The organism is Desulfosarcina ovata subsp. ovata (assembly GCF_009689005.1).
Classification (GTDB): domain Bacteria; phylum Desulfobacterota; class Desulfobacteria; order Desulfobacterales; family Desulfosarcinaceae; genus Desulfosarcina; species Desulfosarcina ovata.
Map to the genome: position 1 here is coordinate 5,835,619 of NZ_AP021879.1, position 26,115 is coordinate 5,861,733.

Consider the following 26,115-nt stretch of genomic DNA (forward strand, 5'->3'; position numbering starts at 1 on the left):
ATATTCCCCTAACCACAAAACCATTATTGGAAAAATTGACAATCACCGCCTTTCTCTGCTACCACGTTTTCGGCGTGCCAACAAGCCCGGCATGGACTGCATGGAGAAAAGGGACACAAAATGGGTGAGAAGATTCGTATCGGCGCACTGATTTCCGGCGGAGGGACCAATCTGCAGGCCATTATCGACGCCTGTGAGGACGGCCGCATTGATGGCCGCATGATCTTTGTGGGGTCGGACCAGCCCGATGTGAAGGGACTGAAGCGGGCCGGCAACCATGGTATTCCCGCTTTCGTTGTGGACTATGCGCCATTGATCCAGGCCTATCGGCGGGATCCGGCGGGGTTCGCACTGCCCGAGGATTGCGACATCGAAGCGATCCTGACCAAACAGCACCTCTTCCCAGCCGATACCCCCAAAGACCGCGTACAGGCCTTTTTCAGTACCCGGGCCGCCGCAGAAAACCGGCTGCTCGCCGAGATGGCGGCCCATGGCCCGATCGATCTTCTCGTTCTGGCCGGTTTCATGCGCAACCTGACCCCCTATTTCATCGACCGTTTCAACCCGGACCCGGCTAAGCCGCGCATCATGAACATCCATCCGGCCATTTTGCCTTCGTTTCCCGGTGTTGACGGCTACGGTGACACCTTCCGCTACGGCTGCAAAGTCGGCGGATGCACGGTCCATTTTATCGATTATGGGGAGGACTCCGGCCCCATCATCGGCCAGCGGTCCTTTCCGATCCTGGAAACCGACACCCTGGACGATGTCAAACGCAAAGGACTGGAACAGGAGTGGCAACTCTATCCGGAATGCATTCAGCATCTTGCCCACGGCCGTCTGACAACGGTAAAAATGACCCACCGTATGGACGACGGGACGATACGGCAACGCACGGTGGTAAAAATCGCCCAAACCGATTAAGCCGCAAAGATGCTTACCTTCAGAATTTTGATCAGAGATATTTCATCATCATGGGAATGGCCACGAAGGTGCCGACGGCACTGCCCAGGTTGGTGAACACTACCACCAGCAGAATGCGGGTCACCTTGTTGCGCCAGAAGCCTTTGACCGAAAGGATATCTTTGGGCAGGCTTTCGAAATCTTTGACCTTGGGCTTGCGGGAAAAGGCCTCGACGATGCCGGACACCCAGCCGGCAGCGATCATGGGATTGAGCGAGGTCAACGGTGCCGCCAGAACAGAAGAGAGGATCGTCAACGGATGGCCCAGGGCAATCAAGGCGCCAAGTCCCGCCAGAACACCGTTGGCCGCCACCCACCAGGTGACCATGTCGGCCCCGGCGGCAGCGCCGCCACGGGAAAACCCGTATACGATCAACAGGCAGATACAGACCGGAATGAACCACTTCAGAAATCCGGTCAGCGGCCCTTTGGGGGGCAATGATTCCAGGGATGCCAGATCCACCGCCTGATCCCAGTAGCGTTTGATTCCCGGCACGTGCCCGGCGCCGACCACGGCCACGATGGTGTTTCCCGGCGCCGTGCGGATTTTTTCGGTCAGATAGCGATCCCGCTCGTCGATGAGGCTGTTGCGCAACTGGGGCATGGATTTGCCGACCTCGTCAAGGATCGAGGCCAGCATGTCCTGCTGCTTCATTTTTTCCACATCCGCCTCACTGATTTCTTCGACCTCGCCCAAGGACAGAATCAGCTGGAAAATCAGTTTCACCTTCCCCCACAACCCCATGCTGCGCCAGGTTCTGGAGAGGGTCACACGGATATCCCGGTCCGCCAGATGCACGGCGGCGCCCACGGCGTCGGCCGAGGCCATCGCCTGAATCATTTCCTGACCGGGGGCCACCTCCAGACGATCGGCAATGCGCCGTTGAAACGAGGCCAGCATCAGGTTGGAAAGCAGCAGAAAGGCTTTCTTCTCTTTGATTACCTTGATGATATCCATCTCCTGCCAGCGCTGTTTCTGGCGGATGGATTGCGCGCGGCTTTCGCACAGCTCCACACAGACGGTATCGGGCCGGGTTTCGTCAATGACGGCCTCGACCAGTTCTACACTATCTTTAGATACGTGGGCCGTGCCCACCAGAATGACCTTTTTGTCTTCGAAATCGAGATGGTGAATCATCTCGCTGTTGAGTTTATCGTTCATCGACGTTATGGTATTTCCCTTGTTGCCGGGATCGAATCCGGCCGTTAAATTCGCATGGGCACGTCCGCTGCAATGGCCGTTTGAACAAATTTTTCAAACCGCCTTTCAGGCGGCCCGATGGATGCCCAGCCAAGCGGCGGCACATCGCCTCACACCGGCAACGGTGCGGCGATCCCACCAAAGGAATCATCCATGGCATTATCGGCCGTTTACCGAAGCAACTGGAGCTGAGCCAATATATACGCTCTGCCGTTGATGTCAAACAGTGATTCCCGGCCACCCATTCCAGGCAGCAGCGACACCGGTGCCTGGCGGAAGCGGTCGGTGAACACCCAAACCAGGCGGGGAAACCGCATGTCGACAAACAGCGAATCTAAAAATCCATACACCATCCAAACCGAGCCCTTTTACCTCGCCACCGGCGGTGAAATCGAATTGTTCGAGGCGGCGTCTACGGCCTGTCTGCCGGTCATGCTCAAAGGCCCCACCGGTTGCGGGAAGACGCGTTTTGTCGAGCATATGGCCTATCGACTGAAACGGCCGCTGATCACCGTGGCCTGCCATGAGGATCTGTTTGCCTCAGACCTGATCGGCCGGTATCTGCTCAAGGACGATGAGACCGTCTGGGTCGACGGCCCCCTGACCCGGGCCGTGCGCATGGGCGCCATCTGCTACCTGGACGAAATCGTCGAGGCCCGCAAAGACACCACCGTGGTCATCCACCCCCTTACCGACAACCGCCGCAGCCTGTCCATCGACAAAAAGGGAGAGGTGATCCGGGCACATCCCGATTTCCTCATGGTCATCTCCTACAATCCGGGCTACCAGTCGGTGCTCAAGGACCTCAAACAGAGCACTCGCCAGCGGTTCGTGGCCCTCACCTTCGATTATCCGCAACCGGAAGACGAAGCCCGCATCGTGGCCACGGAGGGTCAGATCGATCCCGATACGGCCATGCGGCTGGTGACCCTGGCCAGCAAAATCCGCAACATCCGCGAGCAGGGCCTCACCGAGGGGGCCTCCACCCGTCTGCTGATCTATGCCGCCAATCTGATCGGTAGCGGAATCGCCTTCAAACGCGCCTGCACAGCGGCATTGTGTCAGCCACTCACCGATGACGATCGGCTGCAGGAGACCTTAAACGATCTGATCGACGATCTGGTCTGACATGGCTGCGGTTTGGCAACCAGACCCGGAAGCGACCCTTCGCCGGCACCTGGACCATCTGACCATTGCCGATCCGGAGGCGGCCCGGCGGCTGCAGACGCCCCTTGCCGATCTGGATCCGGCATCACCGGTCGAGGGGATGGACCGGGCCATCGATACGATTATCGAGGCCCTGGCGGTCGAGACCTCCTATGGTCACACCCTGGCTGACGGGGTCGGCCGGATACTGGCCGGCGGGGGGCAGTCCCGGATGAAACGCTACCTGGACCAGGTCACCGCCGCCGCCGCCAAAGGGCCGACCCTGGCTACTCTTATGGCCCGGCACCTGCCTGCAGTCCTGACCTGCCCCGACGAGCATCTGGCCGTTCATTTTGAAGCGGCCGTCCAAGTGATGCTGAAAAAGGGTACCTATACGCTCAACGCGCCCCTGGAGACCCTTTCCGGCCTCATCGACGATGGCGATATCGCCTGCGCCCATGCCTTTCTCGACCTGCTGACCACCGCCTATGCCCTGGACACCACCTATAACCGCACGGTCTATCTGACCCACACCCTGGCCCGGGCCGTGGCGGGATTTGCCCGTCGCCGCCGGTTGTGGCAGATCCAGGGCCTGACGCGCATCATGGGCATCGACGAGCGCCTTGCCGATGGCTACCTGCAGGGACTCGCCGGCGGGCTGCATCTTCTTTCGGAACCGGCGCTGGACCGTTTTCTGGACCAGGCCATCGGACGTTACGACCGCAACCCGGACGCGGGGGGCCGTTTCCTCTCCCTGGAATCCCGCCAGGCCAGGGAAACCTGCCAGGCGCTTCAGGTGGCCGTGCCCCTGTCAGCGGTCCGTTCCAACCTGGAACGTTACCTGAGCGCCCGTACGGGTCTGGCCATTGGTGTGCGCCCGCTTTCCACCCTGTCAAGTCGATCGGCGTCCCCGCCCCTGGTCCGCTGTGACGGCCGCGCCATCTACCTGCCCGACGAAATGGATCTGTTGGATGACCGCGAGGCCAACGCCGGCCTGTATAAACTGCTGGTGCGCCTGGAAGCGGGGGCCATCGAATTCGGCACCTTTGATCTGGACACGGAAATGGCCGTTGCCACAGCCGGCATGCGGCCTTGTCAGGAGACATCGCCGGTCACGGCCCTGCCGTCCGATCTGGAACGGTTGATCCGGCGGTTCGACCGGCCGGATCTGGCCCTGGACCTGTTTACCCTTTTCGAACATGCCCGCACCGCCCGGAGCGTCCGCAGGCGCTATCCCGGCCTTTTCCGCCGCCTCACCGATGCCCAGAACGACGCGTCCCTGGCCGCCATCGGCGGCGATGTTCCCGGGGGAACCCTCTACCCGTTTTACCGTCACCTGGTCATGCAGGTCCCCCTGTCGGCAGATCCGTCGCAACAGACCCTTTTCCAAGCGATGGCCGACCGTTTCAATCGGCCGACGGATGGAAATGACACGGATACACCGAACCACAGCGTTTGCTTGACCCTGGAATTCTACCCGGCGCTGTCCAGGCTTGGGGAGGGCTACATCCCTCTGCAAGCGCCCTTTGGCCGCCGATTCGATCCCGATCGGTTCGGATCGTTTCATGCCGCCTACCAGCGCCTGGCCAGCGAAATCAAAACCCACCTGAACGCACGAGAAATCCGGGTGTATCGAAGCGACATCCAGTGCCTGCTGGTCGAACAGAACGGACAGCTCGATGCATCCGACCTATACCGGCTGATCGCCGGCAAACCGGCCGCAGCCGACCCGACCGCCACGACAGTGATCGACTTGCCCGATCTTGAAGCCCTGATATGCCGTTGCGGATTAGGGCCGCAGGACATCGACAAGGATGGCGCCAATGCCTTCCGATACCGGGAATGGGACTGGTGCATGGGCGACTATCTGCCGGATCGGGTGCGGCTGCTGGAACATGAGATCCACAGCAGTGACCCGGGCTTCTACCGCCGGACGCTGGATACCTTTCATGGGCTGGTGCGGCGTATCCGCTACGCCTTCGAACTGTTGCGGCCCGAAGAGATCACCATCCTGCGGCAGTGGCGGGAGGGCGACGCCTTCGACTACCGCGCCCTGCTGGACTGGGCCATCGACCGCAAGGCCGGCCTGATTCCCTCGGACCGCCTCTTCATTAAGCGGGTCAAACGAATCCGGGATGTGGCCACGCTGTTGCTGGTGGACCTCTCGCGCTCCACGGCCAATACCGTGGACGAACGGGGCACCCGGGTGCTGGACGTGGAGAAGCAGGCCATCGTACTGCTCTGCGAGGCCCTCCAGGTGGTAGGCGACCGTTTTGCCGTGGCCGGTTTCTCGGGCAGCGGCCCGCTGGGAGTGGATTACTACCGCATCAAAGACCTCGAGGCACCCTTTGACGACGCGGTCAAAAGCCGCATCAGCGCCATGGCCCCCCAGCGCAGCACCCGCATGGGCGCAGCCATCCGCCATGCCACCGCCCTGCTGCAACCGGTCCAGGCGCGGGTGCGATTGATCATAATTCTGGGCGACGGGTTCCCCAACGACCTTGAATACAAAGGGCCCTATGCCGTGGAGGACACCCGCCGGGCAGTCATGGAAGCGCGCGCCGCCGCCGTACATGTCAAGGCCATCACCGTCAACATCAGCGACAACGGTCAGCTGGACCGCCTTTACGGCAGCCACCACCACACCCTGATCGGCAACGTCCGCGACCTGCCCGACAAACTGGTCAGGGTTTACAGCGCACTGACGCGACATTAACTTATACCCATCGACAGAGAATCAATCACCGATGAACAAAAGGAGCATCAGTGAAAATTTTTGACGATATTTTCCACTGGAACGGGTATGGGGGGAAGTTCAACCTTGCCGCCGGACGGTGCCGGTTGAGGCTGTTCGACCTCTCCAAAGACGAATCCCAAACCGTTGCACAGCTCAAACCGATCATCGCCGTGGTCTCCGACCTGCCCGGCGACTGTTTGTCGGCCCCGAAAAAGGTATCCCTGCGCGCCTGCATCAGCCACGTGGCCACCACCATCGTCCACCGGTTCAAGGTCGATCATCAGCGCATGGTCCTGATCGAGTACTATCCCCGGAAAACTTACGGCAAGGATGCGGAAAAGTTCATTCCGGAAAAATACGATCAGGTGGATCTGCAGTGGCATGGTGACAAGGCCCTTTTCCCTAACTGGCGCCCCCTCCAGGCCCCGCTTCTGGATACGGTGCGGACGCTGGTTGCCAACCATCCATAGTTCAGCAACCAGGGCCTCATTTTCCAGATGCACGCCGCCGTTCTACAATCGCTTTGGCCGGGATCAAGCCCGTGGCGGCAGCCGAAACGATATTACCCGCCACGCCCGGTCCGTCGCCGGCCACGTACATGCCGCCGACCTGGGTTTCCAGTTGGGCAGAGGTCTCCACCTGGGTGGCGAAAAACTTGATTTCGGGTGCATAGAGCAGGGTCTCATCGTTGGAAACGCCCGGAATCACACTGTTCAATCGCTCCAGCCCGTCGATGATATTGGTGAGGATCCGTTCGGGAAGGGCCATGGCAATATCCCCACACACCACATTGGTCAGGGTGGGTTCGATATAGCCTTTGTGGATACGGTTCCAGGTACTGCGCCGTCCGCGCTTCAGATCGCCGAAGCGCTGCAGGATCGGCTTGCCGCCGCCGATGAGGGTCGCCAGCCGCCCGATGGCCTCGCCATAGGCCTGGTTGTCGGTCACCGGTTCGGTGAGCACCACCTTGGACAGAAACGCGAAGTTGGTGTTGGCCGATTTGCGGTCATGGTAGGCGTGACCGTTGACGCAAACGAAATCGCTGTAGCTCTCCAAGGAGACAAACCCGCCCTGGTTGGTGCAGAAGGTGCGGGTCTGATCGTCGTACTTGCCGGTCTGAACAAAAAACGTGGGGTCGTAGATCACATCACACAGATCCTGCATGATGTCGTTGTGCACCTCCACGCGCACCCCCACCTCGATCCCCCGCTGGGTCAGGCCGATGCCCAGTTTCTCGGCCACCCGGGCGACCCAGTCCGCTCCGATGCGCCCCGGCGCCAAAATCACATTATCGCAACGGTACGCCCCGCGACGGGTCTGTACGCCCACAACCCGCCCCTGGTCCACCTGCACCGCCTCGACCGATTCGGATGTGTGGATCGTCACCCCCTGGGCGCGAAGATAATCGCTCATGGCGGCAATGTAGCCGGGCAGACGGTCGCTGCCCAGGTGTTTCTGCTTGATCAGCAACAGGTCGATGCCGAACCGTTTGGCATTTTTGCGGATCTCCCGGGCCGCCGCCATATCCGTCGGATAGACCGGCCCGTCCATTCCGAAACGGTTGAAAATGGTTTCGGTCTCGTCGATCAGGGCCTCGGCGGCCGATATGGGCATGAACTGGGTCAAATCGGTTTTGCCCAGCTTGTGAATAAAGTTGAGTTTGCCGTCGGAAAAAAGGCCCGCGCCCCCGATCCCGCAGAGAATATTGCAGGGCTTGCACTGGGTGCAGTACTGGCGGTCGGCCACCGGACAGGCCCGTTTGAGCGGTCCCTTGCCCCGCTCCAGGAGCAACACCTTCAGATCGGTTTGCGCGCCCAGGTAAAAGGCCGCAAAAAGGCCGGCCGGACCACCGCCGACAATGATGACGTCAAAAAAACCGGTATTCGGAGATGCGCTATGCAAAGTGACACTCTCCCGGGTTGGATGCGAAAATGGAAAAATTGTTCAATCAGAGATATACTGTAGCGGATGGCCAGGATCAAGGCAACCGCTGGCCGAAGCGCCGGATCAGGCGCGATACCCCATCGGCAAACCGCTCCGCCGGCGGCAGCAGGCTGAGAACGACAAATCCCTCACGGTAAAAATCGTAAAACATCCCCGGATGGATCAGGGTGCCATCCGCCGTCAGCATTGCAAGTGCCCGTTCATCGTCGCCGATCGCATCGTCAATGGCCAGCACCGTGTACCAGCCCCCCTCACGGATCAACCGATGCATGTTGGACATGCCGGCGACCCGCTGTTCAAGCCAATTCTCGTTGCCGGCGATGCGGGCCTTGATCTGGCGCTGGATGTCACGCCGTCCGGCAAGCATCGGCGGGGCGCCGAGCTGCACCGGCGTGCCCACGGTCAGGTAGAAATCCATGAGTGTTTCCAGATGGGCCAGGGCCTCTGCGGCTTCGCCGGGATCACCGCCGACGACCATCCAGCCCAGCTTCATCTGGGGCAGGCCGAGAAGCTTGGAAAATCCGTTGAGCACAAAGGTCAGAGCCGAGGTCCGGTTCACCACGGTTGCCGACGGCGGCGGGAAAGCGGCGGCCGGGAAGTCGGCGAACACCTCATCCACGATCAGGGCCATGCCGTGCGCCCGGCACAGCTTGTCGATGGCGGCCAGTTCATGGGCCTTGATATAGTTGCCGGTGGGATTGTTGGGGTTGACCACCACCACGGCCCGGGTGCGGCGGGTGACCATGGCCGAGAGCACCTCCAGATCGACCGACCAGCCCGTTTCATCGGCATAGCGTAGCGGATAGGAGTGGCAGGCCAGCCCTTCGAAACCGGCCAGGTGAGAGAGCAGGGGGTAGCCCGGCCGGGGAATGAGGATTTCATCCCCCGGATCGGCCAGGAGTTTGAACAGCACCCCGTAGGCTTCGCTGGTGCCGGCGGTCAACAGGAGATCGTCGGGCGAGACGGTTTCCCCCAGTTCCCGATAATAGGCGGAGACCGCCTCACGGGCCACGGCCAGGCCCCGGGGCGCGGGCGCGTAGATCATGGTTTCGGGGCCGGCCAGGGCGGACCGAATGGTGTCGGCGGCATATTCCAGGCCGGCCCGGGTGGGGTTGGCATCGGTCAGGTCGAGGATCGCCTCACCCCGGGACATCCGTTCGGCCATCATTTCGCCCAAGGGGTGGCGAGCGGCATTCCAGTCAAATCGTTTCGAATACATGGGTGTGGTTATCTTCGGAGTTCAAAATCATTGTAGGCCCGGGCATTTATCCAGAGCCATTCCGTGACAAAAACAACCCCTGGATCTTCACCTGCGACCAAGCCAAAGCCATTTTAATGACAACGGAGGAGCTTATCAAGGAGAGAGTGTTGAAAGCCCAGGGTAACCGCATTTGGACGGTTTCCTGTTTTTCGCGGCCAAGGACCGCTCCTACACGTTCTTACGATATGGCTGTTTAATGGGTTGCGTTGTAAGAGCTGGCCATGCCTGCGACAACGGTTTTCCATAGAGGTTGCCAAATGCGGTTACCCTGGTTGAAAGCCGGGCGTACACAATATGCTGGTAAGGACGCGCAAAACTGCCGCGCGCCTCACAGCATCGGCGTTGTCGCGCCGAGGAAAGCTCGGCGCATCTGGCAGGGTGAAAGTCCCTGTCGGGAGGAAAGCCAGTAATGGCTTTCTGTAAGGGTTAGCCACCCACCCGTATCGAGCCTTGGGTCCATGGCGGAGATACTCACTGATCATTGTAAGTGTCGGACGCCGATAGCTTCGGCTGGAAACGAGCCGCGACCCGGAGAAACCGGAGCCATTCGCGGATGGTCTCACCCCGCTGAACGATCAATGGAGAAGGAGTATTGAACAAGATGGGCTAAGCGTAGGCAGAGAATCCTGTAGGCCGTAGGGGTGATCGCGCACCCTGAAGTGCTGGTACAGCTTCGAAAGAGCAACTTGCGGACGCCGAGGGTTTTAACGGTCGCCGAAGGCAACACAGAAGCATCCGCTATGGCGAGGATGTGGAGGTCCGCCGGAGTCCACAGGCCGTGGCATGCAGGAAGAGATGCGTCGTAGCACTCGGGAAGCCCCAAAGGTTCCAGGAAAGGAAGCATGGTTCATTATAGTTTTGAAATGCTTAGTTCCAACATCTGGTGGGAGGAAAGTCGGGATATCGGCAATCTTCTACACGCCGATGGGGTGTCTTATCAGGCATACTACTCAGAGGTGGGGAAAGCCCACTACACGCCTTCGCACAGTTTGGGTGGTGCAGGCATGGGGAAGGACCTGACGGAAGTACGTAGCCCGCAAAGGAAACTCGTACCGGACAAGGTCGGGCTGGAGCAATACGAGCCAACCTCCCTGCGGGGAATAGCAATTAAGGCAAAAGCGGATGGGAAACATCGTTTTCAGGACCTTTACCGGTGCCTGGATGCCCCATTTCTGCACTTCTGCTGGAAGGATCTGAACAAGGATGCCGCCAGCGGAGTGGACGAAGTGACGGCGCAGGCCTACGAGGAAAACCTTGAGGCCAACATTCAGGCACTGGCGGAGCGACTGAAGACCAAACGCTACCGTGCCAAACTGGTACGGCGATGTTACATCCCCAAGGAAAATGGCAAACAAAGACCCCTGGGCATTCCGGCCCTTGAAGATCGGTTGGTTCAATTGGCCTGTGCCAAGCTACTGACGGCCATCTTCGAGGCTGACTTTTTAGACAATAGCTACGGATATCGGATGAGTCGGAGCGCAAAAGAGGCAATCGAAGACCTGCGCTTTAATCTCCAGTTCGGAAAATATGGATATATCGTAGAGGCCGATATCAAAGGCTTTTTCGACCATATGGACTGGAAATGGCTATTACGGATGCTCCGGGAAAGAGTCGATGATGCGGCGTTTATAAACTTAATCCAAAAATGGCTCAAAGCTGGCATTTTAGACACGGATGGAATGGTGATCCACCCCGAAACGGGGACTCCGCAAGGTGGTTTATGCAAAGCTTTGCATAACCCGCCTTATGCGAAGTTCGCGATTATGCAAAGTAAATCGCTTAATGTACAATATTTCCAACACATGCACTGAATTTACTTTGCATAATATCACGACTACTTCAGATTTGAAAGCCATTCCAACAATGCAGCGTCTTTATTCCAATCGGGAAGATTGCTATCTACCAGAGTTGGATAGGCGTTTTCGATGGCCTGACGTTTCAATTCGGTATCACACTTTGCGTAAATTTCGGTGGTTTTGATATCCTCATGTCCGAGAAAATCCCTGATATAGATAAGGCTAACGCCAGCCTGCAGCAGGTGCATTGCTTTGCTGTGGCGAAACATATGTGGCGTCACTTTTTCCGGCATGCTTGCAGATATCTTTTTCGCCGAAACAACATACTGAGAGATGATGTAGGCAATGCCTTCCTTAGTGAGTTTGCTACGATGCTTGTTGACAAAAAGCGGATAGTCCTTTTTCCAATCTTTATCAAGGGAATGCTCCTGAAGGTAATGTTGAAGCAAGGTCAGAGTATTTTTCATTAGAGGAACTCTGCGCATCTTATTGCCTTTTCCAGTGAGGATAAGCAGTGCCGGATTGTCCACTACAACATCCCGTACCCTGAGATCGGCTAATTCCTGCACTCTGCATCCTGAATCATAAAGAACACTCAAAAGCGTCAGGTTTCGTCGGCCTTTCACGGTCATTTTATCCGGCTGTGACAGCAAAAATTTCATCGCCTCCGGTGTCAGATGTGGCGCCGACGGCTTGGAGGCCTTCTTGACCGGTATGGCAATGACCTTTTGGAAATGAAGGATTCCTGATGGTTCCTCGTATTGAGCATACCTGAAAAAGGAATGTATGGCTGCAAGCCTTTGGTTACGGGTTGCAGTGCTACATTTACGTTTCTTTTCAAGCCATTCGAGAAAATCAGCAATCATTACATGGGTCAGCATGCCCATGTTCAGCTTTTCGGCAGGTATATCCTTCTCTTCCTGACAGTAACGGAGTAGCAATTTAAAGGTATCACGGTAGGATGCTATCGTATTGTTACTGGCATTTTTCTGTCGAGGCAGATACACGGAAAGAAATCCAGTAAGGTGAGTTGCAAAATCAGTAGGTTTCATAGCCATTACCCTCCAGTCGAGGAATGATATCAGGATAACACCCTTCGAGTTTGATGGATATATCTGGAAAGATATCAGCTGTAAGTCTGAGGTAATAGGTTGTTTCCTCAAAGGAATCGTGTCCCATATATGTTTTCAGTACAGGAAGATATGCGGCAATGTCTTTCCCTTCCATCACCCATTTTTTCAGACACTGGCAGGCATATGTATGACGAAAATCGTGTACTCTCGGACCTTTTCCTCTTCCGCCATGAGAGATGCCGGCTCTCCACAGGAATCGCCTGAAATTGTGGTAAACATTTCCTACAGTCATTGGCTTTCCTTTAAGTCCTGGGAAAAACCAATCTAAAGTTTCCTAAATTCAATCAAGCCGCCATGCGCAGCAGTACGTCCACGAGAGAATTAAAGACGGATTTGCGTGGCACCGGGAAGAGCCTACCAAAATCCTTGTCCATCGCGGCCTTTGTAACGGATCGGCGGACATCCGAAAAGGCAAAATGACGGCGGCCGCCGACGGCATGCCGGCGAGATGGCGTTTTCTCGACCCGGCTGGCGTAAATCCAGGCGACGGTGGTCGCCAGCATGCAAAAGTGCAGATGGTTGCTGACGGCCTGCGGATGACGGCTTTGCGTGTCAGCGCTGCCGATGTCGTTTTTCAATTCCTTGAATAAGGCTTCGATCTTCCAGCGGGCCCCATAGTATTCGATAATCTGCTCAGCCGAAAGGGACAGGTCGGTGGAATAAAGTGCCACCCACTGTGTCTTACGATAGACCCAGACCACCTTGACCGCACATCGGATGGTCTTGAGCATCACCACGCGTTCATAGGCTACGATGTTCCGGTTGCGGCCATACAGGTTGACGATGTATTCTTTTGCCAGCGATTTGAATCGAACGGCCAACGCTGCCGCATTCCCCAGCTTGCGGCCATATTTACGCGGGCGGCCTTGTCGTCCGGTCGGAGGTGGCGGCAGTTCAAATATTGTGCTGTTGGATCGAAGCCTGGAAATCATATCCACCCATATGCCCAACTGTTTTTTCAATGGCTTCCACAGGCCGCCATTGCCGAACCATGAGTCGGTGATGATGACAATCCGTTTTCTGGGAAACACCGCGGCAATCTCACCGATCATGTCGACCGCCATGGCAAGCTTGCTCTTGAATGTCACTTCCGGTCCATTGCTGTCACGGTTCATTCGTTCGATGGTTTTCTTCAGGAGGTAGAAACGATAACTCAGCGGCAGACAGGCCCAACGTCCCTTGATCATCTTCAACAACCCCACAGCAACGATGTTCTGGGCCCACGGATACCTGGACTGGTTTTGCTTGGCAGCATGATCGAAAACCTTGTCGCAGGCGAAAATCTTCTTGCCTGTCTTGGCGTTGATACTGTCATCCAGAGCCAGCATTAACCGCCCACCGGTCGTTGGCAGCGGAATCAATTTCCACAGCGTGGGCCATAACCGTTGCCATGGAATCCGTGGGGATGCCATGAAGGTATAGAACTTTTTACGACTGATCCCGGAAAAGCCGAACACCGTCTTCAAGCACCGTAGAATGTTTGAGGTCCTCGATGAGGCGAAAGGAACAATGATCGCCACGATCGTGTATACGAACCATATTCCCCGTTCCTGACCTTTACTGGACTGAGCAAATTCGTTTTTGAGTTTTTCAAGGATGTCGTGTAGGATAAGCATGCGAGGCCTCCGGTTGGGTTGTTTGTTTGTGGAAGAAGAAACATACCACAACCGAGCCTCGCAATCAACATTAACATACTGTATTAACTAAATATTTGATCATATTGCCAAAAATCGGTCCCGATATCTGTAATGATTTCAATAGGTTACAGGCGACCGCCATTTTGCTAACCATCTGTTATTACAGGAAATATTAATATTCTTCAGTAGTACTCACCCCGCCGGGCTGCTTTCAAAAAGGGGAAACTTTAGAAACCAATCAGACCCCTTTGAAAGGTTATGCACATTTTCAGAGTAGTTCCGGCATCGACCGGTAAGCTCGTCTGACATGGCAACCAAACGGCTATTGTCTTTTTTTGAATGATGAATGCTCAGTATGCCTGCATCCGTATCCACATTTTCGACCTTCAGAAGTCTTGCTTCGGAAGACCGAAGGCCGCAGGCGTAAACTAGCCGGAAAAATACCGGCATGATGAGATGGCGATATGGACATTCACCGACGTAGCAGCATTGATCCGTCTGATGGAAGAATCGTTTCAGTTCATTTTCCGTATAGATGTGAGAAACATACTGCTGTCCCGCCGGGTAATATCCTTTTGGGAGGACGTATGCGCCAATTCCAATATTTTCCATATACACGGCAAGCTGCCGCAAGATAGAGGCTCTTGCACACTGATTGGCCTGTGCCTCATAGTTCCTTTTTGAGCACCACTCCAATACTATTTCCTTTGAAAGGATCGATGCTTCGGGATATTTTTCAGCGGTAAAGGAGGAAAATCTTGATAGATGCGCCGTTTCTGCCTCATATTTATACCCGACCGCTTGCTTCAAGCCGACATGGTTTTTGATATGCTCTGCAAATGGACCTCTGAACGGGTAGTTTCTCATGAGCCCACCTCCGGAGTATGCAGACAGCATTCTTTAAGCTTATTGATGCCCACCTTCAAATAGACTGCTGTAGCGTCCGTGTCCGTATGACCCAGAATATCCGAGATGACAGCAAGCGGTGTGTCATGCTCAAGCATTCTTGAAGCTGCCGTATGACGAAGAGAGTGCATACCACGGTGCTTCTTCAAAGTAGGCAGATGTGCAATCCGCATATAATCACGGATTATCTGATACAGATGATCATTTTCCGAAAAGGGAAGAAATGGCGCCACGTGCCTTACAAAAAGAACAGGCAAATCCACTTTTGGCCTGCCGTATTTCAGATAATCAATGACAGCCCATCCAACTTCGGAAGGAATCGGCAGGGTTACTGTTTCCCTTGTTTTTGATTGGATAAATGTCAGTTTCTTCGTTCCCCAGTCGAAACAACCAAAAGTGAGGTTTTTGATATCAGTGACTCTAAGACCCAACACGCAGGCAAGGAGGATAATGGCATAGTCCCGTTTTCCCTTTGGATTTCCTCGATCAATGGCGCCTATCAGTGCATCCAACTCTTCTTTCGTCCAAACGGATGGGATGCGTGTCTGTTTACGAGCCTGAATCATTGGTGTTTTAGAAGCCAGATCCGTTTGTAGGATGTTCTGTTCCTGCAAATACCTTAAAAAAGAACGTATGGAGCAGATGTTTTGTTCCACAGTCTTATAGGTGTAACCGGCCAGTGTTCGTATATACCCGTTGATAACAGGAAGCTCGACATCGTGACAATCACGGATTCCCTGGGAAACAAGATAATCCATGAAACGCTCCGATTGCTTCACGTAATGATTTACGGTTACTTTGGAATAATCCTTGTGCTCACAGTATCTTTTAAAATCCTTGATGACACCTATGTAATAGGAATCTGTAAGCAGTTTCCTATGTTTATAGTACCGTCTAAGAACAGTGTGGTGGAGTTGGAAGTCTCCAATCATACGGATGATGCGGAGTTCTTGCGTATCCTTCTGGGATAGGGTTTTATCAAAATCCTTTTCAAGGATCTGGTAGTGGTGTTCGACATAGTCGATTCCAAGTTGCTCGGAATAGAAAATCTCATCCCGCCCTTCAGCGAACTGAATAATTTTCTTCCAACGGTTGCGGTAAAACTTCATGGAGCCTTCGGTGTAACCGAGCCGAAGTAGCTCCTGCTCCAAATCCTGTAAAAGCTCTTCCAATGGTTTCTTTTGCATAAAAAGTATCTCCTTATAATGATTTTTTGAGCTTTTGCTCAGTCTCATTGGCGGAGATTATGCTTATTAAATCAAAAAGAAACCCTTGAATTAAGACGAATTTTATGGCTTACTTTGCATAATTACTTTCTTTGCATAAGGTGGTCCTCTGTCGCCGTTGCTCTCCAACATCGTACTCGATGAACTGGATAAGGAATTGGAGAAGCGGGGTCACCAATTCGTCAGGTATGCTGACGACTTCAGGATTTACTGCAAAAGCCGGAAAGCCGCCGAGCGTGTGAACAAGAGTATCACGAAGTTCATCACCGCGAAGCTCGAGCTCAAGGTGAACGAGGAGAAAAGCGCAGTGAGCCGACCATGGCTCCGCAAATTCCTGGGATTTACCTTTATCAGTATGTGTGGACAGACCAAGATCCGGATTCACCGAAAAACAATTTCACGTTTCAAGGAGCGAGTCCGGGAACTGACGAACCGTAATCAAGGGAGAAGTCTGAGCCAGATTATCAAAGATCTGAATCAGTACCTGATTGGTTGGTGGAACTATTATCGCCTGACAGAAGCCAGGCACCTGTTCAAGTCACTCAATGGCTGGATCATCCGCCGGCTGCGGTGCGTTGTCTGGAAACAATGGAAAAACCCCAGGACCAAGGTCCGAAACCTCAAAAAGCTTGGCATTGCGCATAAGGACGCCATGCTTTGCGGTAACGCCCGCAAAAAGTACTGGCGCATGAGCAAGGTCAAGTGGGTGATATTTGCTCTACCAAACCGTTACTTCTTCGAACGAGGACTATTCCTGCCTGCTCAATAACCTTCCTGATCAGCCGAATCGCCTTGGTACGCGATCCGTATGCCGGGTGGTGTGGGAGGGGGTGGCCGCGAGGTCACTCCCTATCCCGATATGAATTAATTTCAAGCAGATCGTATTTTGGATGTTTATACTGCAACATATGGCATGAACACTTTAAATCTTTGCAGTATTGACGTGTATCTTCAATTTTGTCAGAAGGAAAATTGAAACCTAGCACAACACCTAAAATGCAATCTTCTATTTGTATATATATCATCTCTGGGATTTTCAGAATATAATATCCATCTATATTCTGTCTCATCCCTCCAGTCGATGCTTTTTTTAAAATAAATTGACCTTAACATGTCATTCGCATTTATAAGTTCGAATAAATCAATTTTGGATAAATCCAAATTTTTCCAGTACTGGATAACAGAACCGCCATTTACAAAATGTAGCCAATCGTAATATTCAACTCCACCTGAAATTAAATATTCTGTTTTTGAGGCCATTTTATTTAATTCGGTGGTTAAACATTCACGGTCTAAAACTATACAAAACCCTTTGGAATTTTCGCCATATTGTGACCACATGCGAGGTCTCCCATATGTTGCAGATTCTATAAGGCAATTTTCTGCAGTGTTTTCGATATGTCTACAAGCGCAAAAAATGTTTAGCCTATTTCCAATACTTTTTTTGTAAACGGTCACGGGGCTATTAGCTGAAGAGAGGCTTAGATCCAACTCACATCAACAGAGATGCCTGCAAAGTAACATTCCAGGCATTCGACTATAAACGGAAATGTGGCTTTATCTCTCAGTCGGCAGGTTTCTTTTACAGACAAGATTCGTTCGACCCAGCGGTTGCCTTTGTCGCTTTGCGTTCCCAGACTACATTTGCGCCATAGCACGCCAAAGCGCAGAGAGCGTTCGGCACGGTTGTTGGTGGGTTCGACGCCATCATGTTCGAGAAAGGTCCACAATGCGTCAATTTCTCGTATTATTTGCCTGGCCAGGCGACCGGCACCGTCGGTGTCGTCTTCAAAAAGGCTGAGGATGAGCAACAAGGAGTTATAAAAACGCTCCCATTTTAAAGGTGGCGGTTTGTTTTTTGAAAATTCGATCAGGGTATTCAAATGTGCCAAGATTAACTTGCCGCCTCGCCTTTCGTTGAGTTTTCTACTCTCGATTAACGCCTTGGCCTTTCGGATCAAATGGGCCAGGCAGGTTTGCCGGCCATGGACCCATTTGCAATAAAGGCGATAACCATCGCTGATCAAGATGCCTTTCCAGTCGGCGATCAGTTCGAGAAAGGCCTGTTTGGATCTTTTCGGATCGATGCGGAAAAAGGCCACCATCGTATTGACCATTACCCAGAGCCATTGCAGATTGTGCTTTTTAAACCAACTGGTTTCATCGATGAAGTTGCACTCACTGCTGCGGGCCACCTGGCCGATACGCTCATAGGTGGAGGCAATGGCCTCGGAAGCGCGGTCGATAACCTTTTGGATCGTGCCGGTGGCGATTTTGATATCAAACACGGAGTGGACCAGTTGCTGCACATTTCTCCGACTCATGGCCTTGATACCACTCAGTTCGGCGATAAACGCACAAAACCGCGGGCCGTAGCCGGTGCTAAACGCCTCCGGAACCTGTGCTTTGACAATCTTGCCGCACCCAGGGCATTGACCTTGGTGCAGAACAAAATGGGTGATGTCCATCTCGATTTCAGGCAATTCGATATGTTGGTGAGTATGAAAGGGTCGCAGATTATCCCAATCCGATGAATGGAGACCGCAACCGCAGCACTCGGGCATCACATTTTGAGTATTGTTGGGCGTTAGCAGCATTTGCCCATGCCCCGGGTGTCCTTTTTGTCCGCCCGGCTTGCGTTCGCCTTTGGGCTTTTCGCGTTTGGGTTTGTTATAGGGCGGATCGGATGAGGGCGGTTTGCTGGAGTTGGTCGAGTTTTGGCGTTTTTGCTTTTCAAGCTTCTCGTTGTTTTTCTCCAGCTTGTCGTTTTGAGTTTTAATCGCCCGCAGCTCATCTTCCAAAGAAACGATGTACTGGCGTACCGGTTCAGCAGTAGCTTGCCAATCGGCATCTGAAATGGGTCTATCGGGCTTCATGAAAAGCACGATAGCATACTAGAAATGGAAAGTCTAGATATTTTTAATTATTTCAATAAGTTATTGATTTTGTATAAAAATATTGAAATTACGAGAGGTTAGCGGAGCGAAAAAAGTGCGCCGGATTGAGCGCCCAATATACCCCGTGAACGCTTACCTTTTTTTATTTTTTCAACATGTTTCCATTGTTTTAAATCAATCTCACTTCCTATGCTTTCTGTATCGACCCAACTTAATGAACTTTCTCTTGGATCACCTAAATTAGATACATGACCAAGTTTAATTTGTTTTTTCTTCAGAATGTTTTCAAGAAATTCTTTCCGAGTGTAATGGGCAATCGTTCCATCGTTGTTTATTTTATTCAATGAATACCTTCCTAAAAGACATAGGTGAATAGCGGCAAACGGGGCGGGAGTTTTTGACGTTATCCCAAATGCAATAGGCTGTTTATCTCCTTATTTTAGGAGTTCCATTTTTTCTTGGGTTTTGGTTGCTTTTTTTGAATATTCTTCAACATTTTCAAGATAACTGATAAGACTTAAAGTCTGATCCTCGAGCAATACGAATTGTTCTGTAAGACCAAAGGTAAGATGGCTACCCCAAGTTTTCCCATTGCTACCGGATATAAAGGACACTGTTAATGATTCATAGGCAGCCAGAGGATTATCCTTAAAACCATATAGTTTTTTAGATACGTTAAGCTGTTCTTTCTTAGCAGTTTCTCCCCATGTAAGAGCTTTTTTTAACGCATCTTTAAGACCTTGTTGCTGTTCTTGTGTCAGTCGAATTTCCATTGAACCAGGCTCATGTATTCTATTTACACGGAATGCAAAAATACCGTCAGAATAAACGATGATTTCAATTTTCTCTGTAACAAATTCGTTGATGGCTGTAAGACTTCTGCCTGCCACAACACCATCTGTGCTGTAATAGGATACGTCAGAATAATTTTTAAGAGCCATAGATTTGACACACCCGGACAATAAAAATGCACATAAAATAACCTTAAAAAATCTAATTCTAAATTCCACTTTCATCTCCTTTTTGATTCATAACGTTCAACGTTCAGGATATGCTGCAAGCCGGGTTCAATAGAAGGCCGATGCCGTTTGGAATCGGCTTGCAATTAATCCTCGATTTATCAATTAAGAACCAAGACCAGGCTTGTCAGCATCATCCTGTTGGTTGTGTGCCGGGCACGGCACACATCTTAAAAGTGAGCCAAGCATATCAGTCGGTTGGATCGCTTGGCAAGTCTTAGACCCAGCCCGATGGAGGCGAAGGGTGTAGCGACATGGCAACTGGGTATCCGGCAACGGTGCCTGGGGAGGAAGCCGCCCTGCTGCGGCAGGGCAGTCGCGAAGGTACGGGGTGACGAACAGAAATCGAGTCAGGCGCGCATCTGTGGGACCAGCCTGCAACACAAGGTTAAGTCCTCTATCCATCTCAGGCAGTGCTCGTATACTCGGCGCTTACGTACCGAAAGATGTGTGTTTACCCCGGGAGGCCCGCTGCATCTCGGGTACTGTCGTGTGAATTTGCCGGTAAGGGGGAACTCCGGCCACCAAAACCCCCGGCATCGTCGGAAGACCGGCTCCTGACCGGCGATGAGCCAAACTCCGCTATGGAGAGGAACACGAAACCAAAGGAGCCAGCGGCGACAGATCATTCGAGTGAGCAAACCGCAAGGTGCGCCCACCGTGCAGCGGGAGTCAGCAGAGGGCATAATGTAACCGGAGGAAACGAGATGCGCGAGCTACCCGCGGGTCAAGCGTAACAGGAGGCTCACCCCGGTGAAAGGCCCGAACGGTGCCCGGCCCGAATGGTACGGGTAAATGAAAATGACCATTAGGAGGCGTGTACTTATGAACATCAAGCCACAGCAGATGGAAATGTTTGTAGCGTCGCGGCTTGCCGAAAGTCTGGGAGGCAGAGAGCAGTTGTTGGAGTTGATTCTCGAACGACGTAATGTGCTCAGAGCAATGAACCAGGTGATTGCCAATAAAGGCGCCCCGGGTGGTGTGGACGGCATGAAAACCAACCACTTGAAAGGGTACCTGAAAAGGCACTGGCCGAAGATCAAGCAGGACCTGCTAAATGGGGATTATCGTCCCTTACCGGTCAGAAGGAAGGAGATCGACAAACCGGATGGCGGTGTCCGCCTGCTTGGTATCCCCACGGTATTGGACCGCCTTATCCAACAGACGATAGCTCAGGTATTGGAGCAGATCTGGGACCCGACCTTTTCTGAGTACAGCTACGGATTCAGACCAGGACGATCAGCCCATGACGCTGTCCTACAAGCCAAAGGCTATCTGCTGGACGGGTACACCCACGTGGTTGACATGGATTTGTCCAAGTTTTTTGACCGAGTTAACCACGACCGGCTTTTAAGCCGGCTGGCCACCAGGGTCCGGGACAAACGGGTCTTGAAATTGATCCGCCGGTACCTTACGGCCGGAACGATGATCGGGGGGCTTGTCAGTCCCAGCATAGAAGGAACGCCCCAGGGTGGTCCTCTGTCGCCGTTGCTCTCCAACATCGTACTCGATGAACTGGATAAGGAATTGGAGAAGCGGGGTCACCAATTCGTCAGGTATGCTGACGACTTCAGGATCTACTGCAAAAGCCGGAAAGCCGCCGAGCGTGTGAACAAGAGCATCACGAAGTTCATCACCGCGAAGCTCAAGCTCAAGGTGAACGAGGAGAAAAGCGCAGTGAGCCGACCATGGCTCCGCAAATTCCTGGGATTTACCTTTATCAGTATGTGTGGACAGACCAAGATCCGGATCCACCGGAAAACAATGTCGCGTTTCAAGGAGCGGGTCCGGGAACTGACGAACCGCAACAAGGGGAAAAGTTTGGACCAGATTATCAAAGAGCTGAACCAGTATCTGGTGGGTTGGTGGAACTACTACCGCCTGACAGAAGCCCGGTACGTGTTCAAGTCGATCAAGGTCTGGATAATTCGCCGCCTGCGATGTCTGGTCTGGAAACAATGGAAAAACCCAAGGACCAGGGTCCGCAACCTGGAAAAGCTCGGCATTGCTCATAAGGACGCCATGCTTTGCGGAAACGCTCGTAAGAAGTACTGGCGCATGAGCAAAGTCAAGTGGGTGGCATTTGCTCTGCCACCGCGTTACTTTTTCGAACGAGGACTGTTTCTACCTGCCCAATAGCCTTCCTGATCAGCCGAACCGCCTTGGTACGCGATCCGTATGCCGGGTGGTGTGGGAGGGGGTGGCCGCAAGGTCACTCCCTATCCCGATGGCGCACCTGCCTTTCCTATGAAAAACGTTCTAAAAAAGACGATATATTGGTCATTACGATTAGCGGAATAGTTTTGGTTTTGCTGAAATTATTTTTATTCAAATATAAAATCCTTATTAAAATGATCTATTATAATACCATTAGTAACCACAAAAAACATTATTGTAAAAACTACCAGTTACGTTATCAAAATAGCAGATGAGTAAAACTTATTGTAAGGTTCACATCGTTTAAGGTGGAAATATAAAAGTGCAATCCCCAAAATAATAAAAACAGTCCCCCAAAATATTAAAGCTAAAAATCTCAAGCTGCTTTGATTAGAAATAAATAATTCTATATTAAAAAAAGTAACCCAGGAACTAACTATTGCTGTCAAAATATTTAACAAAAAAGCTGCTGGATTTTCAATGGTTGTAGAAAACCTATTTCCTATTAAAAAAAATAAAAAACCAAATCTATATGCGAGTGTTCCATCAATAAGAAATAGATATACGACTCTTAGGGGCAGGCCACATATCATGACGGTTTTGCTTACATTATTAAGATCTATACCAAAAGGTGGCATAGAAATAACAATAGAAATTGTAGTAACAACTATAGAGATAATTGTTAATAACTGATCTATTTGATATACTTTTTTTATCTCCATAATCTATTCTTGCCAACGTATTGCTCACCAGAGTGGGCCGCTTTTTGGCCCGAATCTGATGGAGCAAAAGGTTATCTTTCAAACATATATATTGCTCTCATTGCCGAGAATAAGTGTTCGCCCCAATGGTATCCAAATGTAGATTTCCACTCAAACGCAGCGTCTTCAGTTTTATCATTTTTATATAGCAAGAGAGCCGGTTTCAAATCACAATAGATATCTGCCAAATCATCATGCAAATCGCCTGTTACTGGTTCGTCCTCTTTGAAATCATGTGGGTCAAAGATCTCTCTATCATATTGAAATTGTATTGGAGTGAACCATTTATGTATTTTCATCCATTCTTCATGTGAAATTCTATTAATATCTTCGTCAGAATCGCTTGGGTCAACATCAGGTATCAAAAGCACATTCTTAAGCAATTCCGATAACAGAGTAAGCAAATCATTCAAATTAATTTCATCATGGGGTGTTAGCGACTCCGCCCATTGACAATATTTTTCAGCCACAATTGCAAAATTTTGTATTTTATCGTTCATAAGTAAAGATAACGCTTCAGTTCACCAAGGCGCAGGGTGGAATGTAAAATCCTCCAAAAGAAGAAAAACCTTTAGAAAGACGTCGTACTTCAGGAATGCCACGGCCCCTGCGCTCTGGTGGAGCTGGTTGTTCGCTTTTCTTTTTATAGGTTAGAATGAAGCAGTTTGTCAGGTAGTGGACGGACACGCTTCCAGTCGTTCGAGGAATGTTCTGCTTGCCAAAGATCATACTGCTTTTGCAAATTCAGCCACAATTCAGGTGTCGTATTAAAAGCTCTTGAAAGCCGTAAGGCCATATCAGGCGTTACAGCCCCCTTTTGGTTTAAAATTTTTGATAAGGTTTTTCTGGATACATTTAAATTTGAAGCCATTTCTGTTACGGAAATTGCCAAGGGCTCAAGATAGTCTAATTTAAGGATGTATCCAGGATGTGTTGGTTGTCGTTTCATTCGTCTCATGATATTGCGCCTTTTAGTGATAATCGTCGTAATTAATGACATATGCATCACCATCAATGAATTTAAAAAAGATACGCCAATTCCCAGACACTCTTACCGAATATTGGCCTTTCAGGTTTCCCGTTAGTTTATGTAAATATGACCCAGGATAATTCATGTCTATAATATCATTGGCGCCATTCAATCGATCTAAAATTCTTGCTATCTTATCAGCATGTTCAGGGCGGATTCCTTTTTTGCTACCATCATAAAAGAAATCCTCGAGTCCTTTATGTTTGAACGATTTAATCATAGTTTATGATGTAACCTCTTAGGTTACACATGTCAAGGTTTTTATCAGTTGGCGAGTGTTTTGAAGCTAACCCATCTTTTCCGCTTGAATTTAATATTTACTGTAATTTCTAATAGTTGAGTCATACGCTAAGGCGTTTATGGCACTACTTATTTTTTATACCTCATATTTTACCACTTTTCCTGGACTATGAGGCACACCCAGTGCATCATAAATTTTTAGTTGACGAGACTCTGCTTTTGTGCTTTTTCTAACATGTATTGTCTCGCCATTTTTACTTCTCATTACTGCTGTTGTTCGATTTTGGCCGTCTAATTCTTTTCTCAAATCGGACCAACTTGTATGAATCCCATTTTCTTTAAGTCTAAACCTGATTGTATGAACGTGGTGATAAGCTAATAATGTGATAAAGAGATGTCCTTTTACTCTCCTCGTTATTTGATGAAACACCGGCCGTAAACCCAACTCCGATTTTAAACTTCGAAATACAGCTTCAAGATCAGTCAACATCGTATATGTACGCCAAAGAATAGTTTCATCCAGATCGTTCAAGTTTGTTCTCAAACAATAAACGCCTGGATTTGAATCTGAAGAGTCAGAATTTTTTTTTATCTTCCAGGTAATCTTTGTCGCCTTCTTTGATCCTTTATCTTTATGGATGGTAATCTCATAATTTTTAGCAGCTTTGGTATATTTTTGTTTCAGCCGTCCTACTTTTTCAACAACCTTCTCATAAATCTTTAGCCGACCTTTTTGATTTAAACCATCGTTCAATGATTTTAAGTCTGCTTCAAATCTTTCTGAAAATCGATTTTGAATGCTCTGATCCTTTTTTTCTCGCTCACTTGAATGACAATAAATTTCAGTCTCTTCTGTTTCCTTGACATATTTTTTGTACGCTTTAACAATGTAATCCTTATCTCTTTTTACTTCAACAGCTTTATCATGATCAAATTCTCTATATCTTTTCCTGCTGACAACAAGGTATCGGTAATGATTCGCCTGCAACCATTGTACATTATCGTTTGTTGCTATCCCGGCATCCATTACGACAACTGGTTTCTTTTTATCAAAAACACTCATCTGCTTATCGTCTTCTAATGAACTTTCTGATGGTTTATTCAAGCTTGAAATCATTTCTTCCAGTGTTGATGGCTCACTAACGTTTCCGGAAAATATTTTACTTCTTCTTGGAAAGCCGCTACTGTCCAAAACTAAAGCCAAAGTTACCAAGGGACAGTCTGAGCGTTTTTCTTTTGATTTTCCATGCTTGCCAAGTTCATTATACTTACAGCTTCCCTCAAAAAATGTGTTTGTCAAATCATAAAGTGTAATTATTTCTTCAAAACCAAACAAAAAACGTTCTCGGTTGTATAAATGCCTTTCAATCGCTTCTTTGTCTTTGTAAATACGGTCAGATATTTCATAGATTCGTTTTAGCGACATACTTTCATAGTCATAGCCGATTAATTCGCCTAAACCGCTTCGATTTTGCAGCCAGTAATGCGTTGATAACTCACTGCCGGGAACCGCCATTCGACCAACTATACTTCCGATTGCAGCTGCTATTTGATGATTATTATATCCAAGACCTTCAAATATTTTATCCAATTGTAATTTGAGAAATGTTTCATGTGATACATGTTCAATACTAACGCTACGCGGTCTTATAAGTTCAAGACTATCGATATCAATCAAACGGTAATCGGGGGCATCTATACTATCGTTTTTGTCTGTATTGTTGTTTTGACTCGACCGGGTTTGTATGATTTGTGCAGCATAATGCTGTGCGGCTTGCTCAATTTTTTCCGGCAATTTAAACAAACTTGATTGACCATTAATAATTCCCTCAACACGACAAGCAATATCTGGCCATTGTTCTCGTGGAAAAGGAAAATTTTTACCGAGATTTATAATAGTGCGCTGCTTCACCTTATTTCCAACTCTAACTGATTCAACAAGGCGATGAGTGAAATATGTTTCGCCATCTTTTTTGCTCTTAATTGTTGTTCGTCGGATATACATGCCATCTTGAATTACAGAAAAAACACCGATTGTCAATACTTCGGTGAATTTTATGG

The 26,115-nt window shown here is 50.6% G+C and carries 23 protein-coding genes and 1 pseudogene; 7 read left to right on the forward strand and 17 right to left on the reverse strand.

Annotated elements, in window-relative coordinates:
* The first annotated feature begins 120 nt into the window (after window positions 1-120).
* Window positions 121-924, forward strand: a complete 804-nt coding sequence (purN, locus tag GN112_RS25555; RefSeq protein ID WP_155312773.1) for a phosphoribosylglycinamide formyltransferase — start codon at window positions 121-123, stop codon at window positions 922-924.
* A 31-nt stretch (window positions 925-955) separates the two neighbouring features.
* Here the strand turns inward: purN and GN112_RS25560 are convergent, their stop codons facing one another.
* Window positions 956-2,125 (reverse strand): TraB/GumN family protein, encoded by a 1,170-nt coding sequence (locus tag GN112_RS25560; RefSeq protein ID WP_155312774.1) that lies wholly within the window; start codon window positions 2,123-2,125, stop codon window positions 956-958.
* Between the two features lie 354 nt (window positions 2,126-2,479).
* Between GN112_RS25560 and GN112_RS25565 the strand changes: the two genes are divergently transcribed.
* From GN112_RS25565 to GN112_RS25575, 3 genes are read left to right on the forward strand one after another with little or no spacing between them, the layout of a single operon-like run.
* Complete coding sequence (locus GN112_RS25565; RefSeq protein WP_155312775.1) at window positions 2,480-3,292, forward strand: CbbQ/NirQ/NorQ/GpvN family protein; 813 nt, start codon at window positions 2,480-2,482, stop codon at window positions 3,290-3,292.
* Between the two features lies 1 nt (window position 3,293).
* Entirely contained in the window at window positions 3,294-6,026 is a 2,733-nt protein-coding gene (locus GN112_RS25570) for a VWA domain-containing protein (protein WP_155312776.1), read from the forward strand.
* Window positions 6,027-6,076: 50 nt separating this feature from the next.
* Entirely contained in the window at window positions 6,077-6,517 is a 441-nt protein-coding gene (locus GN112_RS25575; protein ID WP_155312777.1) for a hypothetical protein, read from the forward strand.
* A 16-nt stretch (window positions 6,518-6,533) separates the two neighbouring features.
* Here the strand turns inward: GN112_RS25575 and GN112_RS25580 are convergent, their stop codons facing one another.
* Both GN112_RS25580 and GN112_RS25585 read right to left on the reverse strand, forming a co-directional pair.
* A complete protein-coding gene (locus GN112_RS25580; protein ID WP_155312778.1) occupies window positions 6,534-7,949 on the reverse strand; it encodes an NAD(P)/FAD-dependent oxidoreductase in 1,416 nt (471 codons plus the stop codon).
* A 76-nt stretch (window positions 7,950-8,025) separates the two neighbouring features.
* Complete coding sequence (locus tag GN112_RS25585) at window positions 8,026-9,210, reverse strand: pyridoxal phosphate-dependent aminotransferase (protein ID WP_155312779.1); 1,185 nt, start codon at window positions 9,208-9,210, stop codon at window positions 8,026-8,028.
* Window positions 9,211-10,094: 884 nt separating this feature from the next.
* On the opposite strand from GN112_RS25585, the gene GN112_RS25590 reads away from it, so the two are divergent.
* The gene (locus tag GN112_RS25590; RefSeq protein WP_197743400.1) at window positions 10,095-11,063 is read left to right on the forward strand and encodes a reverse transcriptase domain-containing protein; all 969 of its coding nucleotides are present in this window, start codon (window positions 10,095-10,097) and stop codon (window positions 11,061-11,063) included.
* 23 nt (window positions 11,064-11,086) lie between these two features.
* Here GN112_RS25590 and GN112_RS25595 read toward each other — a convergent pair whose 3' ends face one another.
* The 5 genes and pseudogenes from GN112_RS25595 to GN112_RS25615 form a co-directional block, all read right to left on the reverse strand.
* On the reverse strand, window positions 11,087-12,100 hold the full coding sequence (locus GN112_RS25595; RefSeq protein ID WP_155308523.1) for a site-specific integrase: 1,014 nt from the start codon (window positions 12,098-12,100) through the stop codon (window positions 11,087-11,089).
* Window positions 12,087-12,434, reverse strand: a pseudogene (locus GN112_RS25600) (site-specific integrase); the annotation flags it as partial. The gene GN112_RS25595 and the pseudogene GN112_RS25600, both read right to left, overlap by 14 nt.
* Before the next feature lie 31 nt (window positions 12,435-12,465).
* The gene (locus GN112_RS25605) at window positions 12,466-13,797 is read right to left on the reverse strand and encodes an IS701 family transposase (protein WP_155308529.1); all 1,332 of its coding nucleotides are present in this window, start codon (window positions 13,795-13,797) and stop codon (window positions 12,466-12,468) included.
* A gap of 213 nt (window positions 13,798-14,010) precedes the next feature.
* Window positions 14,011-14,685, reverse strand: coding sequence for a tyrosine-type recombinase/integrase (locus GN112_RS25610; protein ID WP_231716924.1), 675 nt, complete (start codon window positions 14,683-14,685; stop codon window positions 14,011-14,013).
* Window positions 14,682-15,911, reverse strand: coding sequence for a site-specific integrase (locus tag GN112_RS25615; protein WP_155308525.1), 1,230 nt, complete (start codon window positions 15,909-15,911; stop codon window positions 14,682-14,684). The genes GN112_RS25610 and GN112_RS25615 overlap by 4 nt, the downstream gene beginning before the upstream one ends.
* A 157-nt stretch (window positions 15,912-16,068) precedes the next feature.
* Between GN112_RS25615 and GN112_RS25620 the strand changes: the two genes are divergently transcribed.
* Window positions 16,069-16,719 (forward strand): group II intron maturase-specific domain-containing protein, encoded by a 651-nt coding sequence (locus GN112_RS25620; protein ID WP_231717140.1) that lies wholly within the window; start codon window positions 16,069-16,071, stop codon window positions 16,717-16,719.
* Between the two features lie 191 nt (window positions 16,720-16,910).
* Here GN112_RS25620 and GN112_RS25625 read toward each other — a convergent pair whose 3' ends face one another.
* From GN112_RS25625 to GN112_RS25640, 4 genes are all read right to left on the reverse strand, one after another.
* Entirely contained in the window at window positions 16,911-17,291 is a 381-nt protein-coding gene (locus GN112_RS25625; protein ID WP_155312781.1) for a DUF2971 domain-containing protein, read from the reverse strand.
* A gap of 140 nt (window positions 17,292-17,431) precedes the next feature.
* Window positions 17,432-18,826 carry an IS66 family transposase gene (gene tnpC / locus GN112_RS25630; protein ID WP_155308543.1) on the reverse strand — a complete coding sequence of 465 codons (1,395 nt, stop codon included), beginning with the start codon at window positions 18,824-18,826 and terminating at the stop codon, window positions 17,432-17,434.
* Window positions 18,827-18,924: 98 nt separating this feature from the next.
* Window positions 18,925-19,191 carry a hypothetical protein gene (locus tag GN112_RS25635; RefSeq protein WP_155312782.1) on the reverse strand — a complete coding sequence of 89 codons (267 nt, stop codon included), beginning with the start codon at window positions 19,189-19,191 and terminating at the stop codon, window positions 18,925-18,927.
* A gap of 90 nt (window positions 19,192-19,281) precedes the next feature.
* Window positions 19,282-19,857 (reverse strand): hypothetical protein, encoded by a 576-nt coding sequence (locus tag GN112_RS25640; protein ID WP_155312783.1) that lies wholly within the window; start codon window positions 19,855-19,857, stop codon window positions 19,282-19,284.
* 834 nt (window positions 19,858-20,691) lie between these two features.
* On the opposite strand from GN112_RS25640, the gene ltrA reads away from it, so the two are divergent.
* Window positions 20,692-22,005 (forward strand): group II intron reverse transcriptase/maturase, encoded by a 1,314-nt coding sequence (ltrA, locus tag GN112_RS25645; RefSeq protein WP_231717141.1) that lies wholly within the window; start codon window positions 20,692-20,694, stop codon window positions 22,003-22,005.
* A gap of 269 nt (window positions 22,006-22,274) precedes the next feature.
* Here ltrA and GN112_RS25650 read toward each other — a convergent pair whose 3' ends face one another.
* The 5 genes from GN112_RS25650 to GN112_RS34590 form a co-directional block, all read right to left on the reverse strand.
* Window positions 22,275-22,745, reverse strand: coding sequence for a hypothetical protein (locus GN112_RS25650; protein ID WP_155312784.1), 471 nt, complete (start codon window positions 22,743-22,745; stop codon window positions 22,275-22,277).
* Window positions 22,746-22,816: 71 nt separating this feature from the next.
* A complete protein-coding gene (locus tag GN112_RS25655) occupies window positions 22,817-23,284 on the reverse strand; it encodes a DUF5063 domain-containing protein (protein ID WP_155312785.1) in 468 nt (155 codons plus the stop codon).
* 143 nt (window positions 23,285-23,427) lie between these two features.
* Window positions 23,428-23,742, reverse strand: a complete 315-nt coding sequence (locus tag GN112_RS25660) for a HigA family addiction module antitoxin (protein ID WP_174247676.1) — start codon at window positions 23,740-23,742, stop codon at window positions 23,428-23,430.
* 13 nt (window positions 23,743-23,755) lie between these two features.
* Entirely contained in the window at window positions 23,756-24,034 is a 279-nt protein-coding gene (locus GN112_RS25665) for a type II toxin-antitoxin system RelE/ParE family toxin (RefSeq protein ID WP_155312786.1), read from the reverse strand.
* Window positions 24,035-24,190: 156 nt separating this feature from the next.
* Window positions 24,191-26,095, reverse strand: coding sequence for an IS1634 family transposase (locus GN112_RS34590; RefSeq protein ID WP_155309797.1), 1,905 nt, complete (start codon window positions 26,093-26,095; stop codon window positions 24,191-24,193).
* Between the last annotated feature and the right edge of the window lie 20 nt (window positions 26,096-26,115).

Bases quoted from the DNA above. Each gene is read 5' to 3' on its own strand.
- purN (WP_155312773.1), top strand. From the start codon at position 121: ATGGGTGAGAAGATTCGTATCGGCGCACTGATTTCCGGCGGAGGGACC.
- GN112_RS25560 (WP_155312774.1), bottom strand. From the start codon at position 2,125: ATGAACGATAAACTCAACAGCGAGATGATTCACCATCTCGATTTCGAA.
- GN112_RS25565 (WP_155312775.1), top strand. From the start codon at position 2,480: ATGTCGACAAACAGCGAATCTAAAAATCCATACACCATCCAAACCGAG.
- GN112_RS25570 (WP_155312776.1), top strand. From the start codon at position 3,294: ATGGCTGCGGTTTGGCAACCAGACCCGGAAGCGACCCTTCGCCGGCAC.
- GN112_RS25585 (WP_155312779.1), bottom strand. From the start codon at position 9,210: ATGTATTCGAAACGATTTGACTGGAATGCCGCTCGCCACCCCTTGGGC.
- GN112_RS25590 (WP_197743400.1), top strand. From the start codon at position 10,095: ATGGTTCATTATAGTTTTGAAATGCTTAGTTCCAACATCTGGTGGGAG.
- GN112_RS25595 (WP_155308523.1), bottom strand. From the start codon at position 12,100: ATGAAACCTACTGATTTTGCAACTCACCTTACTGGATTTCTTTCCGTG.
- GN112_RS25605 (WP_155308529.1), bottom strand. From the start codon at position 13,797: ATGCTTATCCTACACGACATCCTTGAAAAACTCAAAAACGAATTTGCT.
- GN112_RS25610 (WP_231716924.1), bottom strand. From the start codon at position 14,685: ATGAGAAACTACCCGTTCAGAGGTCCATTTGCAGAGCATATCAAAAAC.
- GN112_RS25615 (WP_155308525.1), bottom strand. From the start codon at position 15,911: ATGCAAAAGAAACCATTGGAAGAGCTTTTACAGGATTTGGAGCAGGAG.
- GN112_RS25625 (WP_155312781.1), bottom strand. From the start codon at position 17,291: ATGTGGTCACAATATGGCGAAAATTCCAAAGGGTTTTGTATAGTTTTA.
- tnpC (WP_155308543.1), bottom strand. From the start codon at position 18,826: ATGAAGCCCGATAGACCCATTTCAGATGCCGATTGGCAAGCTACTGCT.
- ltrA (WP_231717141.1), top strand. From the start codon at position 20,692: ATGAACATCAAGCCACAGCAGATGGAAATGTTTGTAGCGTCGCGGCTT.
- GN112_RS25650 (WP_155312784.1), bottom strand. From the start codon at position 22,745: ATGGAGATAAAAAAAGTATATCAAATAGATCAGTTATTAACAATTATC.
- GN112_RS25655 (WP_155312785.1), bottom strand. From the start codon at position 23,284: ATGAACGATAAAATACAAAATTTTGCAATTGTGGCTGAAAAATATTGT.
- GN112_RS25660 (WP_174247676.1), bottom strand. From the start codon at position 23,742: ATGAGACGAATGAAACGACAACCAACACATCCTGGATACATCCTTAAA.
- GN112_RS25665 (WP_155312786.1), bottom strand. From the start codon at position 24,034: ATGATTAAATCGTTCAAACATAAAGGACTCGAGGATTTCTTTTATGAT.